The following is a 14,836-nucleotide window of genomic DNA, read 5'->3' on the forward strand; positions in this document are numbered from 1 at the left end:
ACGTATTAATGACAGCCTATTAGTCAGGCTATAAATGTGAAGATTTAAGCCAAAAAAAAGGACGACTCAGTGATTACTAAGTCGTCTTTTTTTCTGCATATTAGCTGTGTTTTTTATCAAAACACTTAGTCTAAATGCTGTTTAAAGCCACGCTGTTTGTCACGTTCCCAGTCGCGATCTTTTAAGGTCTTGCGTTTATCATGTTGTTTTTTACCTAATGCTAACCCAATCTGACATTTGACTAAGGAGTTTTTCCAGTAGCAAGATAAGGGCACGCAGGAATAACCCTTTTGATTGACCGCACCAAACAGCTTCTCAATCTCTCGGCGATTAAGCAGCAACTTACGAGTACGAATACCATCAGGGCTAACATGAGTCGAGCTACTTAGCAGCGGTTGAATATGCGAGCCAAAAAGAAAAGCTTCTCCATTACGGAAGATGACATAAGCTTCGGTAATTGTCATTTTACCGGCGCGAATGGCTTTTACTTCCCACCCTTGTAACACTAGTCCTGCCTCAAAGGTTTCTTCAATAAAATACTCATGCCGCGCTTTTTTGTTGGCACAAATTTGGTTCTCAGGTTTTCTTGATTTTTTTGACATAGGATCCTCCTCTATAATTCCTCATCGTATAAGCAAGCTGTGTATATAATTTTGACTATTAATATTGCCGCTAGTTGCTAATAAGTGCTGATGAGTCGAGCCGCTATTGTAGCAAAGCATTAAGCGCAAATGTAGCTCAGCTGCTATAACAAATGTAGTGACTGCGTTGCGACAACTACTCATAAAGTCAGCTGAAGTGGCCCCTAGTGATCGTGATATCTCCCTAAAAGCTAATAGGGACTCTTTTTGCTGACAGATAAGTGTTAACTTGAGCTAAAATTTGCTAGCATACGCAGTATTATTAATGATTAGAGTAGCCCCATTATGAGTCTCCCTGCTACCGCTTCACGTTTGCATACTAGAATTCTATACCCAGGCACTTTTGACCCTATTACTAATGGTCATGTGGACTTAGTAACCCGAGCGGTCAAGTTGTTTGATCAGGTCATTATTGCGGTAGCCTCAGGACACCATAAAAAGCCTTTATTCAATTTTGAAGAGCGCGTAGAGTTAGTAGAGACCGTATTTGCTGACTTACCACAAGTGTCAGTCATAGGCTTTGAAGGTTTGCTTGTCGATTTTATGCGTGAAAAAAATGCTACTGCAGTGCTGCGTGGCCTGCGAGCGATGTCAGATTTTGAATATGAGTTTCAGCTAGCCAATATGAACCGTGAGTTAGATGAGAATTTTGAAGCGGTATTTTTGACGCCCTCACAGAATTATTCCTTCATCTCATCGACGATGATCCGCGAGATCGCCAAACTGGGCGGTGATGTGAGTAAGTTTGTACCTAGCTGTGTTGCTGAAGCTTTTGCAAAAAAGTTAAAACTTTAAAAGTTCGAGTCCTAATGATTGTTAGTCCAAATAGTCTAAACCTAAGGAGCAGCGCATGGCGCTATTAATCACTGATGAATGCATCAATTGTGATGTTTGCGAGCCTGCTTGTCCGAATGATGCTATCTCTGAGGGCGACGATATCTATGTTATTGACCCTGATCTCTGTACTGAATGTGTCGGGCATTTTGATGAGCCACAATGCGTAGTTATTTGTCCTATCGACTGTATTCCTCATGATCCCGACTATGTGGAGACTCAAAGCGATCTAATGTCCAAATATAAGCGTATCACTGGCAAATAAGTCCTAGTAAAACGCTCCTGCTAAATGCAAGTACTAACCATCACTGGCAACTACTACCTCTAATCCGCTAGCCATGATAATAAGACTGGCAAAAATCTAAGCTAACTAGCAAAGGGCACGCCAGCACTAACTCATTGTGCTCATTGAGACGGTAAGCTTAGTTAGGTTGTTGGACTTAGTATAAAACCAATATCTCAGGGACAGAATAATGACAGCTGATAACTATCTGCCGACTAGTGATCAACCAACTAATGATTTTGATCAGCAACATCTCTGGCATCCGTATGCCAGCTTGCCACCGAGCTATCCCAACATAGTTATTGATCATGCTGATGGTATTTACATTGTTACTCAAGATGGCACGCGCTTGATTGATGGCATGTCGTCATGGTGGGCGAGCGTTCATGGTTATAATCATCCAAAGCTGAATGCTGCTGTTATTGAACAATTGGGCAAAATGGCCCATGTGATGTTCGGGGGCTTGACCCATCAACCCGCGATAGATCTAGGCAAAAAACTACTGGCTATTGTGCCCACTGCACTCGATGCGATATTTTATACTGACAGTGGCAGCATCGCTGTAGAAGTAGCGCTGAAGATGGCCCTGCAATATCAAATTGCTGGCAGGCGTCTGACTAAGCAGCAGTTTGCCTCTACCCATTCTGGCTATTATGGCGATACTTGGCATGCCATGAGCATCTGTGACCCGGTAGCTGGCATGCACAGCTTATATGGCAATCAATTGCCGATGCAGCATTTCGTACCTGCACCACCATTAGGTTTTGATCGCCTTTTGACAGAAGATGAGCGTAGCGCATTAACGGCATTTTTTGTTAAGTACGCAGAGCAGCTAGCAGGCTTTATTATTGAGCCAATTATCCAAGGCGCAGGCGGTATGCGCTTTTATAGCCCTGATTATTTGCAACTGTTGCGTAAGCTATGCGATGAGCATGATGTGGTGCTGATTGCTGATGAAATTGCGACCGGCTTTGGCCGCAGTGGTAAATTATTCGCCTGTGAGCATGCTAATATCAGCCCCGATATTATGACGGTCGGTAAGGCGCTGACCGGCGGTTATATGACTTTTGCTGCGACCTTGTGCACGCGTCACATTGCGGACACTATCAGCCAAAGTGACTATCCAGCCCTAATGCATGGCCCTACTTTTATGGGCAATCCGCTGGCTTGTGCGCTCGCCTGTGCCTCTATTGACCTGATTATGTCTTATGATATAGAGTCAAAAACTGCAAATATGCAAGCCATTATGCAGCAACAGCTTGCCCCAGCGGCGACTTTATCAGGTGTTGCTGAGGTACGCTGTTTAGGGGCAGTCGCTGTAATTGAGCTAGAAGATGCAGTCGATATGCCAGTGTTTCAGTCTTTGTTGATCGCTAACGGTATTTGGGTCAGACCCTTTGGTAAATTAGTCTATATCATGCCGCCTTATATTATTACTAATGATGAGCTTGCCCTACTATGCCAAGCCTTATTAAAAGTTGTCAGTAGTTATTTGACCCAAACTGCTCAAGCTTTAGCGGGAAAAGAGCTGTCCTTGACTGAAAAAGGTTCACTATGAGCGTGCTATTCATCTCTGGTATCGATACTGATATTGGCAAAACTTATGCTACTGGCATCATTGCTAAAGCGCTTATGCAGCAAGGCAAAAATGTTATTACCCAAAAGCTAGTACAGACTGGCGTAGCGATAGATGCAGATAGTAATGAGGTAGGTATTGCTGATGATATTATTACTCATCGTCAATTAATGGGTATGGCGCTACAGCCCTGTGATTTAGACTACACTACTTGCCCTCATCGCTATCAAAAACCTGCTTCACCGCATTTATCCGCTAAGCTGGCTGGCCAAACGCTCGATCCTAAGAGGATTACTGACGCCACCCAAAGCTTGCAAGCCGATTACCAAGTGGTGCTATTAGAAGGGGCGGGCGGCTTGCTGGTGCCAATAACAGAAGACTTACTAACCTTAGATTATATTGCTAGTCAGAACTATCCCATTGTCTTAGTCACTTCTGGGCGCTTAGGCAGTATCAATCACACTTTACTTAGCTTGGAGGCGATAAAATCGCGTGGCTTAACGATTCATAGTGTGGTTTATAACCATATTCATGACAATGCTGCTCAGACAGATGCACAGATAGCAGCTAGTACGATTGATTTTTTGCAAAACTATTTAGCTGAGCATTATCCAACAGCGCATTGGTTATCATTAGCTATGCAACAAACAACTCAATCGAGCAACTTAGACTTTATGTTGCCTAACAATTTTTTGCTGTAGAAGATTTTTTAAATCTTTTGTTTTAAGATTTGGTTGGAGTGAAGGGTTTTATGTCAGTCAAATCCATGGTTTTGATAGCCTGTTAAAATAAGCTAAAAAACTTTCCGATATTAGGATTAATTTTGCTATACTAGCGCGCTTGGTAGACTAGGCAATCGCCGCTGCACACTGGTAACAGACATGCGGGGGAGGAAAGTCCGGGCTACATAGGGCAGCGTGCCAGCTAACGGCTGGGCAGGGTAACCTGACGACAAGTGCAGCAGAGAGGAGACCGCCTTATTGCTTTCGGGCGATTCGGTAAGGGTGAAAGGGTGCGGTAAGAGCGCACCGCGTGGCTGGCAACAGTTCACGGCAAGGTAAACTCCACGCGTAGCAAGACCAAATAGGCATCGGCATGGCGCGGCCCGCGTTCGATGCGGGTAGGTTGCTTGAGCGTATTAGCGATGATACGCCTAGAGGAATGATTGTCCACGACAGAACCCGGCTTATCGGTTTACCAACTTTATATAGTTTTTAAGTAGTAAGGTCTTTAGTTTTTAGAGACTTGTTTGTTGCAAACAGGCTGTATTTTCAATTAAATTAAATTTTTTTGAAAAAAATGCCGCTTAAGGGTTGACGTCAGTCATCCATATCGGCATAATACCGAGCCTTAAATGGCGATGTAGCTCAGCTGGTTAGAGCGCATGACTCATAATCGTGAGGTCAAGAGTTCAAGTCTCTTCATCGCCACCATTTATTGTTAGTTGTTAAAAATTTAGTTGCTCAAATTTAAAATGCCAATCCTTAGCGATTGGTTTTTTTTTGCCTAAAATTCTTAGCTTAACGATTTAAGCATAAGAATCAGCAGTGCTAATACTTGTTGCAAATTACTCGTACTGCCGCTTAGTAATGAATTAACTGGCCTTAATATAAAGATAAGCCAAATGTTTTTGATTTATTAACTAAGTTTGCAGCTTGGGTTAAGGTAAGTATGCAAATACTTGCTGACAAAATCGTCTTACTTTACAGCAGAAAACTGCTAGAATACCTGTAGATATCTGTCAGCTGTTTGAGAATCGTAGCGAGCAGCGTTACCGCTATTTTATAATGATTTGATGACTGACTTTACTTTTGATGACCGACCGTATTAATGGTAGCTTCTCAAATTAGTAGTAGTCGCAAATTTTTTAGATTATATATTAGTATTATCCCACCTCCCTTTATTTAGTAGGCGCTTTGTGACTGCATTAGCCAATATTCGTAATTTCTCTATTATTGCCCACATTGATCATGGCAAATCGACCCTTGCCGATCGTTTTATTCAGATGTGCGGTGCGCTACAAGATCGTGAGATGCAGGCACAAGTGCTTGACTCCATGGATATTGAGCGCGAGCGCGGTATCACTATCAAAGCGCAATCCGTAACGCTGTTTTATGATCATCCTAATGGCGAGCGTTATCAGCTCAATTTTATTGATACGCCAGGTCACGTCGATTTTTCTTATGAAGTTTCGCGCTCATTAGCCGCTTGTGAAGGTGCGCTCTTGGTAGTGGATGCCGCGCAAGGGGTAGAAGCCCAGTCGGTCGCCAACTGCTATACTGCCGTGGATCAAGGCCTAGAAGTCATGGCGGTCCTTAACAAGATAGACTTACCACAAGTTGAGCCTGAGCGTGTGATTCAAGAGATTGAAGACATTATAGGTATTGATGCTGTTGATGCTCCAAGAGTGTCCGCTAAGTCGGGCTTGGGTGTTGATAAGCTGTTGGAGGCGTTAGTAGCGTTTATCCCTGCGCCAACTGGTGATCGTGAGGCGCCATTACAAGCACTAATCATCGACTCATGGTTTGATAACTATCTGGGTGTGGTATCACTAGTGCGTGTGCGCGAAGGCACTATCAAAAAAGGCGATAAGCTTTATATTAAGTCAACCCAAGAAGCGCATCTAGTAGGCTCAATCGGGGTCTTTACTCCAAAACCACTAGATACTGGTATTCTAGAAGCTGGCGAAGTTGGTTTTATCATTGCTGGTATTAAAGATATCGCTGGTGCTCCAGTCGGCGATACTATTACTCACGCCAAAACTCCTGATGTTGAACGTATTCCTGGTTTTAAGCAAATTACTCCGCAAGTTTATGCTGGTATGTTCCCAGTCGAATCCACTGATTTTGAAAAATTCCGTGAAGCTTTGCAGAAGCTACAGATCAATGATGCTTCGTTGTTTTTTGAGCCAGATACTTCTGATGCGCTTGGCTTTGGTTTCCGCTGTGGCTTCTTAGGTATGCTGCATATGGAGATTATCCAAGAGCGCTTAGAGCGTGAATACGACTTGGATTTGATCACTACTGCGCCTTCTGTTATTTATGAAATAGTAAAAAAAGACGGCAGTATTATCTACGTTGATAATCCTTCGCATTTGCCTGAACCAAATAATATCGAAGAATTCCGTGAACCGATTGCCCGTTGTCAGATTTTAGTGCCGCAAGAGTATTTGGGTAACGTCATGACTTTGTGTATTGATCGTCGCGGTGTACAAGTAGATATGCGCTTTATGGGTCGACAAGTACAGCTTATATTTGATATCCCAATGGGTGAGGTGGTGATGGACTTCTTTGATCGCCTAAAGTCGGTCTCTCGAGGTTTTGCTTCACTCGATTATAATTTTGAGCGCTATCAAGTTGATAAGTTGGTCAAAGTTGATGTATTAATCAACGGTGACAAAGTGGATGCTCTAGCGATGATTGTCCATGAAACTCAGTCGCGTTATCGTGGTAATGCTTTAGTTGGTAAGATGAAAGAGCTTATCCCGCGTCAAATGTTTGATGTGGCTATTCAAGCCGCTATTGGTAGCCAAATTATTGGCCGTAGCACGGTGAAGGCCATGCGTAAAGATGTCTTGGCTAAATGTTATGGCGGTGATGTATCGCGTAAGAAAAAGCTATTATCTAAGCAAAAAGCGGGTAAAAAACGCATGAAGCAAGTGGGTAATGTGGAGATTCCGCAAGAAGCCTTCTTAGCAGTCTTGCAGGTAGATTAAGTTGCCAGTAAACTAAATAGCGCACCGTTATCGGTAGTTATCACTTAAAAAATAAGCAGCTCGCTAATAGGCAGTTAAGTATGGATTTTGATTTTAATTTAGTTTTAGTGCCATTAACTTTGGGCTTAGGGCTGCTTTGGTTATTAGACAAGCTAGTATTTAAGCAGCGTAAAACTCAGGGCCGTGGCAAAGAAAGCTGGCCTGTACGCTGGGCCTACGACTTTTTCCCAGTGTTGGCAGTGGTATTAATTGTGCGCTCGTTTTTAATTGAGCCGTTCAATATTCCATCGTCTTCGATGGTGCCCACCTTATATACTGGTGACTTTATTGCCGTCAATAAATATGCTTATGGTGTGCGTTTACCGTTAACTTATAACAAAGTATTAGATACAGGCAGCCCTGAACACGGTGATGTGGTGGTGTTTCGTTATCCGGAAAACCCAAGCATTTACTATATCAAACGTTTGATTGGCTTGCCGGGCGACAGTGTCAGCTATAGTGATGGTCAACTGTCGATTAACGATGTCCCTGTTGAAACTAAGTCAGTAGCTTTCGAGGCAGATCCTCAGCTAACCTCGCAATTATATAATCCAGGACCCATAGCCCCAGGACAAGTATTGACTGAAAACCAAGCGGTAGAGATGGGGCAACAAGAAGAACAACAAGTACAGTATTTCCAAGAAACCCAAGGTCAGCATCAGCACTTAGTACGCTATCTACCGGGCATGAACAGTTCGCAATATGCACCATTTTTGCAACAACAATCACCAGAAGTGGTGAGCTCATTAGGGACTCAATGGCGTATTACAGTTCCTGAAGGCCAGTATTTCGTCATGGGTGATAACCGTGACCGCAGTGCCGATGGACGTTTTTGGGGCTTTGTTCCAGATGATAACTTAGCAGGTAAAGCCGTTTATATCTGGATGCATAAGCCGCCAGGTCTTAACTTGCCTACCTTTGCACGTAATGGTTCTATAGATTAAGTATTATCACCCTGCTAATTATTACCTAAGAATTGCACTCCACTAACTAGGCTTATATAGTAAAGAGAGTATTTTTTATAATTCATTAGGGGGTGATATGTTGCAAAAATTGACTGGTATAGCTTCACAGCGTGGTGCTAGTGTCACTAGTATTATTTTGCTAACGCTGGTTATCTTAGTTGCTGGTAAGCTTCTTATCGCCATTGTACCGGCACAAATAGGCGATTATCAGCTTACAAAAATTTTGACTGATCAATTACAGCAAGCTAATCTTAATAATGAAACAGCCAAGCAGTTTATTGCTCGAGTTGACAGGCAGCTTACTATCAATGGCGATTCTGATAGTAAAGTGGAAGACAGAATTACCTTTACCAATAAAAAAATCGGCCAATTGGCGGTTTATAAAAAATACGTTGAGACCCATAAATTTTTTGCTAACATTGATATTGTAAGCCGTTCTGAAGGCGGTATTGAGTTTACTCCAGTTGAATAAGGGTTAAACATTTTCACTCATTTATACGATGTCAGTAATCTAATTAGTAATACCAATAGGATAGTCAAAAATCACGCATGAAATCAAACTTAATACCGCATCAGGCGCTGAACTTGGCCACTAATACTAGTATAGATACTAAAGCTGTCCCTATCAACGCTGACTTTATAAAGCGTTTAGCCGTATTGACACGTAAGTTAGGTTATGTGTTTAAAGACCCTAGTCTACCTAAGCTGGCTTTGACTCATCGCTCTTTTGACAGCAAAAAAAACTATGAGCGTTTGGAGTTTTTGGGTGATGCTCTATTAGGCATGATTGTGGGCGAAGCATTGTATCATCGTTATCCCAGCCAGAACGAAGGTCGGCTGACGCGTATGCGGGCCACTTTAGTACGTCAAGAAACCTTAGTTATTATTGCCCAAGACTTGGACCTGTCTAACCACCTGATCTTAGGTACTGGTGAGCGTAAAGGCGGTGGCCGTAACCGTGCTTCGATCTTAGCTGATGCCGTAGAGTCATTATTGGGGGCTATTTATTTAGACAGTCAAGACCTAGTGGTTACCCGTAATTGTGTTCTAGGGTGGTACGGTGATTTGATTAATGATGTTAATGAGCAAAAAGTGCTCAAAGACGCCAAAAGTCGACTGCAAGAATGGTTGCAATCAAAACAGTTTGATTTACCTTTGTATGAGCTGTTAGAAATTCAAGGCAATGCTCCCCATCAGATATTTGTAGTGCGCTGTCAAGTCAATATCATAGGTTGTCCTAATATTACTGAGTCAGGAGAGAGTCGTCGTATAGCTGAGCAAAAAGCAGCTGAACTGATGATCAATCAATTACACAAACTGCCGAACTCAGTTAAGAAGCCGTCGTAACTTATGGCTGCCATTATTTGATTAAATAGGCTGTGATAGCCAATAGCCAATAAAACAGCTAAAAAATTATTTTAAGACAATCTCTTAAAACCCCTTTCTTAAATAAATAGTAGTCTACTGGTTGAGTGTCTAATTGAGCCGTTAACCAGTAGAATAACTGACTATAATACCCTATAGGAACTACCTATGAGCAATCGTACTGACTTGCCATTAAACGCTAAAGATGACGCTGATGAGAGCATCGACAACCCTACTGTTAACCATGATTCTGTTAGCAAAATCAAAAAAAGCATCGCCCTTAATGATACTACTAGCAGCAACGAAGAGGCTGTGAGTAGCGATGCCGATGATGACAACGATAATGCTATTGAAGCGTTTTTTGCCCCTAGTAATAAAGCAGAAAATCACAATGGTGTTAGTAATAGTGACTTTAAAACTGGCTATGTAGCAATTGTGGGACGTCCAAACGTTGGTAAATCGACTTTGATGAATCATATGCTAGGTCAAAAGCTATCCATCACCTCGCGTAAGCCGCAAACCACTCGCCACCGTATTCACGGCATTTTGTCCAATGATGAAATGCAGGCTATATTTGTGGATACCCCAGGTATTCATCGTAATGAAGTACGTGCTATCAATGAGCGTATGAATAAAGCCGCAGTATCCGCTTTAGTTGATGTGGATCTAGTACTATTTGTCGTAGATTCTGATCAGTGGCGTGATGATGATTTGTTAGTTCTACAGAAGCTTGGTGACACTAACTTAACCGTAGTATTGGTTATTAATAAAGCTGACACTCTAAAAGATAAAGGCACATTGCTGCCATTAATTGAAACTTTTAGTGACAGCTTTGACTTTGCTGATATCGTACCTGTTTCAGCGCTGAAGAATCAGAACCTTACTCGTTTGCAAGAAGTTATCGCTTCGCATCTGCCGGTGGCCGAGCCTATTTATGATACAGAACAAATAACGGATCGCTCAGAACGCTTTTTGGCTAGTGAAATAATTCGCGAAAAAATCATGCGTAGCGCTGGCGATGAAGTACCTTACGATTTGACAGTGCAGATTGATGAATTCAAAGATGAACCTGCGCATACTGATCCAAAAACTGGTCGTCCGCGTAAAGCTTGTACTTTTATCGATGCTACTATCTATGTTGAACGCGGTGGACAAAAAGCCATTATCATTGGTGATAAAGGCCAGCGTATTAAGCAAGTGGGCATGGATTCACGCAAAGACATGGAACAGCTGTTCGACAAAAAAATAATGCTAACCTTGTGGGTCAAAGTCAAACGTGGCTGGTCGGATGATGAACGTGCTTTGACTAGCCTAGGGTACTAACTATAGCGATAAGGTTACTGATAATTAGCATGGTAATAATTAATAACTATTATTACCATAGCTGAGGGAGTAGGCCATGCGTAATCAAGCGTTGACTGGGTATTTATTGCATCAACGTCCTTATCAAGAAAAGCGTGCCTTGTACTATTTATTCTCCGAACAGTTCGGGGTAATACATGGAGTGGGCAAAAAGGGCGCTCCACTATTTGAGCTGTTACAGTTATTCGCAACTGGCAAGCGTGATCTAAAAACCTTCAGCCAAATAGACCTTAGCCTTATTAGCATCAGTCAAATTGATAGCCTTACGATGAGTAGCAGTGAAACAGACAATGTTCAGCTAGACGAGAGCAGTACAGCCGTCGATCCGCTGCTATACCAGCCTAAAAGCTACCAAAAAGTTAGTGGTCAGCAGCAGTATGCCGCACTATATCTAAACGAAATCCTACTAAAGCTATTGCCTATTGAAGATCCAATGGCGGTCCTATGGCACCATTATCAAGATAGTTTATCTACGCTTAAACAACCGTTGAGCGCAGATGAGCTACGTCTATGTTTACGCCAATTTGAACAGTATTTATTTCAAGAGTTAGGCTTTGCCTTAAATTTAACTCACGATAATATGCAGGCCAGCATTGAGGCTGAAACGATTTATCGCTTTTTACCAGATGTCGGCTTAGTACCAATTGTAGCCAGCACTGATAACATTGAACACAATAATTCTCAGGCTATGTTTAAAGGCAGTGAGATACTAGCAATGCAGCAAGTTGGCATCGCTATGTCTAGTATTAATTCGTGGTCGCGGCTGCATCGACACCTTATCGATCATCTCCTTGATTATCAGCCGTTGCAAAGCCGTTTGTTATGGCAGCAGCAGCAGCGTTATCAATAATGGGCCGATTACAATAAGCTTAGCATTTTATCCTATTCTTCTAATAAGTATAACGCTGGTAATACCTATTAATAAGGATTTGATATGAATAAGTCTTTAGAAAACCTTGCATGAAAAACACCTTTATTAGGAGTCAATATTGACCACGTAGCAACCTCACGTCAAGCACGTGGGGTTGACTATCCTAGTCCATTAGCCGCTATGCTAGTCTCTGAGCAAGCTGGCGCCGATGGTATTACTATTCATCTGCGTGAAGACCGTCGTCACATCCAAGATGCTGATGTTTATGAGATCGCTAAACAAGTCACTACTCGTCTGAATTTAGAAATGGCAGCTACCGATGAGATGCTAGCTATTGCCTGTGAAGTACAGCCTTTTTGGGTGTGTTTAGTTCCTAAAAAACGTGCTGAGTTGACTACTGAAGGGGGCTTAGATGTGGCCGGGCAGGTAAAGGGGTTAGCTGATTACATCACTAAGTTACAGGCGGCAGGTATTAAATTATCTTTGTTTATTGATCCTAGTGAGACTCAAATTGATGCTGCGGTAGCTTGTAAAGCCGATGCTATCGAATGACATACTGGTGCTTATGCAGAAAAGGGGCTTGCTGCTGATAGTGATGGGCAAAACGCTGATGATTTTAAGAAGGCTGCCCAATCTTTTCTAATCACAGTTAGTACGGTGACTGCTATTGGGCTTATATTTGATGATACCGGCTTGGTTAAATGATATTTGATATTTAACGCTATTATTTACTGAGGTAGGACAGTATTTTATGTGTCCAAAATGTCCGCGTGGTTTGCCGCTATTACCCCAAAACTTAGTGTAATGGCGTCTTGAGCCCACTCGCAAATGTATAGTGGCGTACTTAGGGCTCAAGTGTTGTTGTTCGACTAGCTGATCAGTGCCTTGATCAAAATGATTATTGCGGTTGTTATCTATAAACAATAACAAAACCTCATTACTGTTGCGGTTACAGCGGCTATTATTGTTAGAAAGACACAGTATCAGGTTCTTTCGTCGAATGAGACTTTCAGCCTTAGCCACTTTTAAAGTGTTAGATAAAGCATACCTAATACGTTTGGCCTCCATCGTTGCCAATTGTCTTAACATAAATGGCGTCGCTATAGTTACAATTATAGCGATGATGGCTAAGGTTACTATTAATTCTACTAAGGTAAAGCCTTTATATCGATTTAAGCTATCCCTTTTACTATATTTTTCATAATAAGCAAGCTGCTGTTTAACGCAACTGGAGTGAGTAGTTGCCAATGGCGTATGGCAACCTGAAGTAGATAGGTATAGATGGTAAATAGAAACCTTACGTGACATAACCATTACTAGGGGTCACCTATAAAAGACTTGGTTTAACTCATTTATACCATTCAATTAAGTCATGGTATTAAAGATTAATCTTAACTTGATCGATCCTACATTAATAACCACAATAATTATAATGTTGTTCTCAGGTACAAATTCATCAATATTGATAAATGACAACCAATAAATAATAATAAAAACTAAGATACAAATATTTTGCAAGATAGAATATATTCCATTAAAAGAATATTGTTAGCTAGCTAAATATACACATAATATAACGCTAATGTCAAAAATTGTTTCAATTAGTGAATGGCTGGTTTTTGTAATAGAGAAAATTTGTTTATTGGATTAGAATGCACTTAGAAATAATCGATATTGTAACTACATATGTCATTTTTTAAGAATTGGCATAATGACAGTAGTTTAGGTGTTTGTTTTCAGTAACTTGAAACGATTATTGTGTTCTGCTTACAACACTATAGTGTAATAATGTGTAGCCCAGTAGCGAAAAAAGTTGTAAATTGAATTGATTGTCGCTAAGCTACTCCGTAATTAGTTTCGTTATATATCGTATAGTAATGTGTTTGGAAAGATGTCTATTCTTAGATCATCTAGGAAGCGATCTTGTTTAATGCCTTACTTAAATTATCCTTTGGAGGAAGTCCATGAAATTGAATAAAATTGCTCTAGCTCTGTTTGCTGTAACAGCTGCTCCACTAGCGGCTAACGCTGGTGTTACTATTAGTCCATTATTATTAGGTTATCATTACAGCGAAGGCGCTGACGATGAGCAAATCGAAACAATGGGTGATGGCGTCGGTAATGGTTATTACCAAGACAATGGCTTATATACTGGTGCGGCCCTAGGTATCGAGATTACTCCATCTACTCAGTTCCAAGTAGAATATGGCGTATCTAACACTGACGGTATACGTCAAGACGGTAATGATAATTTTGACGCAGAACAACAAATGCTTTCTGGTAACTTCTTAATCGGTACTGAGCAGTTTACTGGTTATACTGATAGTGCATTTAAACCATATGTTCTAGTTGGTGCTGGTCAATCTAAAATAAAAGTAGAAAATGCTGCTGGTAATGAAATCACTAGCTCTAAAGATACTATTGGTAACTTAGGTCTAGGTGCTATGTATCGCATCAATGACGCTCTAAGCTTACGTGGTGAAGCACGTGCGATACATAACTTCGATAATAACTGGTGGGAAGGCATGGCCTTAGCTGGTCTAGAAGTGGTACTTGGTGGTCACTTAGCTCCTACAGTAGCAGTTCCACCACAGTTAGAGCCTACTTATGTAGCTCCACCTGTAGTAGTGGTTACTCCAGTTGACGACATCGATTCTGATGGCGATGGCGTATATGATAGCGTTGATCAGTGCCCAGGCACGCCAATGAATGTAGTCGTTGATGCACGTGGTTGCCCACAAGTAGTAGACATCGAAGATACATTAAAAATGGAACTTCGTGTATTCTTTGATAACGATAAATCAGCTATCAAAAACCAATACAAATCAGAAATCGCTAAAGTAGCTGAGAAGATGCGTGAGTATCCAAACTCTGGCGCACGCGTTGAAGGTCATGCTTCTAAAACTGGTCCATCAGCACGTTATAACCAACGTCTGTCTGAAGCCCGTGCTGTAGCAGTTAAATCAATGTTGACTAACGAGTTCGGTATCGCACCAAACCGTGTATCAACAGTTGGTTACGGTTATGATCAACCGATCGCTTCAAACGATACTGAAGAAGGTCGTGCTATGAACCGTCGTGTTTATGCCATCATCACTGGTGACAAAACTATGACTGTAGAACAAACTAAAGACATGGTAATCAACTAAGCTTAAGCTTATTGAGTAACAACCAGTTTATAGTTA

At 41.6% G+C, this 14,836-nt stretch carries 13 protein-coding genes, 1 tRNA gene, 1 other RNA gene and 1 pseudogene; 14 read left to right on the top strand and 2 right to left on the bottom strand.

Features of this window, described 5'->3' with window-relative positions:
- Positions 1-125: 125 nt before the first annotated feature.
- On the bottom strand, positions 126-602 hold the full coding sequence (smpB, locus tag JMY09_RS01615; RefSeq protein WP_201621826.1) for an SsrA-binding protein SmpB: 477 nt from the start codon (positions 600-602) through the stop codon (positions 126-128).
- Between the two features lie 324 nt (positions 603-926).
- Between smpB and coaD the strand changes: the two genes are divergently transcribed.
- The 13 genes and pseudogenes from coaD to JMY09_RS01680 form a co-directional block, all read left to right on the top strand.
- On the top strand, positions 927-1,436 hold the full coding sequence (gene coaD / locus JMY09_RS01620; protein ID WP_201621827.1) for a pantetheine-phosphate adenylyltransferase: 510 nt from the start codon (positions 927-929) through the stop codon (positions 1,434-1,436).
- Positions 1,437-1,491: 55 nt separating this feature from the next.
- Positions 1,492-1,740 (top strand): YfhL family 4Fe-4S dicluster ferredoxin, encoded by a 249-nt coding sequence (locus tag JMY09_RS01625; RefSeq protein WP_201621828.1) that lies wholly within the window; start codon positions 1,492-1,494, stop codon positions 1,738-1,740.
- Positions 1,741-1,948: 208 nt separating this feature from the next.
- On the top strand, positions 1,949-3,316 hold the full coding sequence (bioA, locus tag JMY09_RS01630) for an adenosylmethionine--8-amino-7-oxononanoate transaminase (RefSeq protein WP_201621829.1): 1,368 nt from the start codon (positions 1,949-1,951) through the stop codon (positions 3,314-3,316).
- The gene (gene bioD, locus JMY09_RS01635) at positions 3,313-4,035 is read left to right on the top strand and encodes a dethiobiotin synthase (RefSeq protein WP_201621830.1); all 723 of its coding nucleotides are present in this window, start codon (positions 3,313-3,315) and stop codon (positions 4,033-4,035) included. Before bioA ends, bioD begins: the two co-directional genes overlap by 4 nt.
- 139 nt (positions 4,036-4,174) lie before the next feature.
- Positions 4,175-4,539, top strand: an RNA gene (gene rnpB / locus JMY09_RS01640) — RNase P RNA component class A.
- 151 nt (positions 4,540-4,690) lie between these two features.
- A tRNA-Met gene (locus JMY09_RS01645) sits at positions 4,691-4,767 on the top strand.
- 485 nt (positions 4,768-5,252) lie between these two features.
- The gene (gene lepA, locus JMY09_RS01650) at positions 5,253-7,049 is read left to right on the top strand and encodes a translation elongation factor 4 (protein ID WP_201621831.1); all 1,797 of its coding nucleotides are present in this window, start codon (positions 5,253-5,255) and stop codon (positions 7,047-7,049) included.
- Positions 7,050-7,129: 80 nt separating this feature from the next.
- Positions 7,130-8,032, top strand: coding sequence for a signal peptidase I (gene lepB, locus JMY09_RS01655; RefSeq protein WP_201621832.1), 903 nt, complete (start codon positions 7,130-7,132; stop codon positions 8,030-8,032).
- 97 nt (positions 8,033-8,129) lie between these two features.
- The gene (locus tag JMY09_RS01660; RefSeq protein WP_201621833.1) at positions 8,130-8,525 is read left to right on the top strand and encodes a DUF4845 domain-containing protein; all 396 of its coding nucleotides are present in this window, start codon (positions 8,130-8,132) and stop codon (positions 8,523-8,525) included.
- A gap of 77 nt (positions 8,526-8,602) precedes the next feature.
- The gene (gene rnc, locus JMY09_RS01665; RefSeq protein WP_201621834.1) at positions 8,603-9,400 is read left to right on the top strand and encodes a ribonuclease III; all 798 of its coding nucleotides are present in this window, start codon (positions 8,603-8,605) and stop codon (positions 9,398-9,400) included.
- A gap of 186 nt (positions 9,401-9,586) precedes the next feature.
- Positions 9,587-10,741, top strand: coding sequence for a GTPase Era (gene era, locus JMY09_RS01670; protein WP_201621835.1), 1,155 nt, complete (start codon positions 9,587-9,589; stop codon positions 10,739-10,741).
- Positions 10,742-10,817: 76 nt separating this feature from the next.
- A complete protein-coding gene (recO, locus tag JMY09_RS01675) occupies positions 10,818-11,630 on the top strand; it encodes a DNA repair protein RecO (RefSeq protein WP_201621836.1) in 813 nt (270 codons plus the stop codon).
- 120 nt (positions 11,631-11,750) lie between these two features.
- A pseudogene (locus JMY09_RS01680) lies at positions 11,751-12,200 on the top strand (pyridoxine 5'-phosphate synthase); the annotation flags it as partial.
- 90 nt (positions 12,201-12,290) lie between these two features.
- On the opposite strand, the gene JMY09_RS01685 reads toward JMY09_RS01680, so the two are convergent.
- Positions 12,291-12,959, bottom strand: coding sequence for a prepilin-type N-terminal cleavage/methylation domain-containing protein (locus JMY09_RS01685; RefSeq protein ID WP_201621837.1), 669 nt, complete (start codon positions 12,957-12,959; stop codon positions 12,291-12,293).
- A gap of 656 nt (positions 12,960-13,615) precedes the next feature.
- Here JMY09_RS01685 and JMY09_RS01690 point away from each other — a divergent pair.
- Positions 13,616-14,800 (top strand): OmpA family protein, encoded by a 1,185-nt coding sequence (locus JMY09_RS01690; protein ID WP_201621838.1) that lies wholly within the window; start codon positions 13,616-13,618, stop codon positions 14,798-14,800.
- Positions 14,801-14,836: the final 36 nt, after the last annotated feature.

Origin of the sequence: Psychrobacter urativorans (assembly GCF_904846695.1) — a bacterium.
In the GTDB taxonomy this organism is placed as follows: domain Bacteria; phylum Pseudomonadota; class Gammaproteobacteria; order Pseudomonadales; family Moraxellaceae; genus Psychrobacter; species Psychrobacter urativorans.

Coding starts and splice junctions, on each gene's coding strand:
- rnc (WP_201621834.1), top strand. CDS start 8,603: ATGAAATCAAACTTAATACCGCATCAGGCGCTGAACTTGGCCACTAAT.
- coaD (WP_201621827.1), top strand. CDS start 927: ATGAGTCTCCCTGCTACCGCTTCACGTTTGCATACTAGAATTCTATAC.
- JMY09_RS01625 (WP_201621828.1), top strand. CDS start 1,492: ATGGCGCTATTAATCACTGATGAATGCATCAATTGTGATGTTTGCGAG.
- JMY09_RS01685 (WP_201621837.1), bottom strand. CDS start 12,959: ATGTCACGTAAGGTTTCTATTTACCATCTATACCTATCTACTTCAGGT.
- smpB (WP_201621826.1), bottom strand. CDS start 602: ATGTCAAAAAAATCAAGAAAACCTGAGAACCAAATTTGTGCCAACAAA.
- recO (WP_201621836.1), top strand. CDS start 10,818: ATGCGTAATCAAGCGTTGACTGGGTATTTATTGCATCAACGTCCTTAT.
- era (WP_201621835.1), top strand. CDS start 9,587: ATGAGCAATCGTACTGACTTGCCATTAAACGCTAAAGATGACGCTGAT.
- bioA (WP_201621829.1), top strand. CDS start 1,949: ATGACAGCTGATAACTATCTGCCGACTAGTGATCAACCAACTAATGAT.
- JMY09_RS01690 (WP_201621838.1), top strand. CDS start 13,616: ATGAAATTGAATAAAATTGCTCTAGCTCTGTTTGCTGTAACAGCTGCT.
- lepB (WP_201621832.1), top strand. CDS start 7,130: ATGGATTTTGATTTTAATTTAGTTTTAGTGCCATTAACTTTGGGCTTA.
- JMY09_RS01660 (WP_201621833.1), top strand. CDS start 8,130: ATGTTGCAAAAATTGACTGGTATAGCTTCACAGCGTGGTGCTAGTGTC.
- bioD (WP_201621830.1), top strand. CDS start 3,313: ATGAGCGTGCTATTCATCTCTGGTATCGATACTGATATTGGCAAAACT.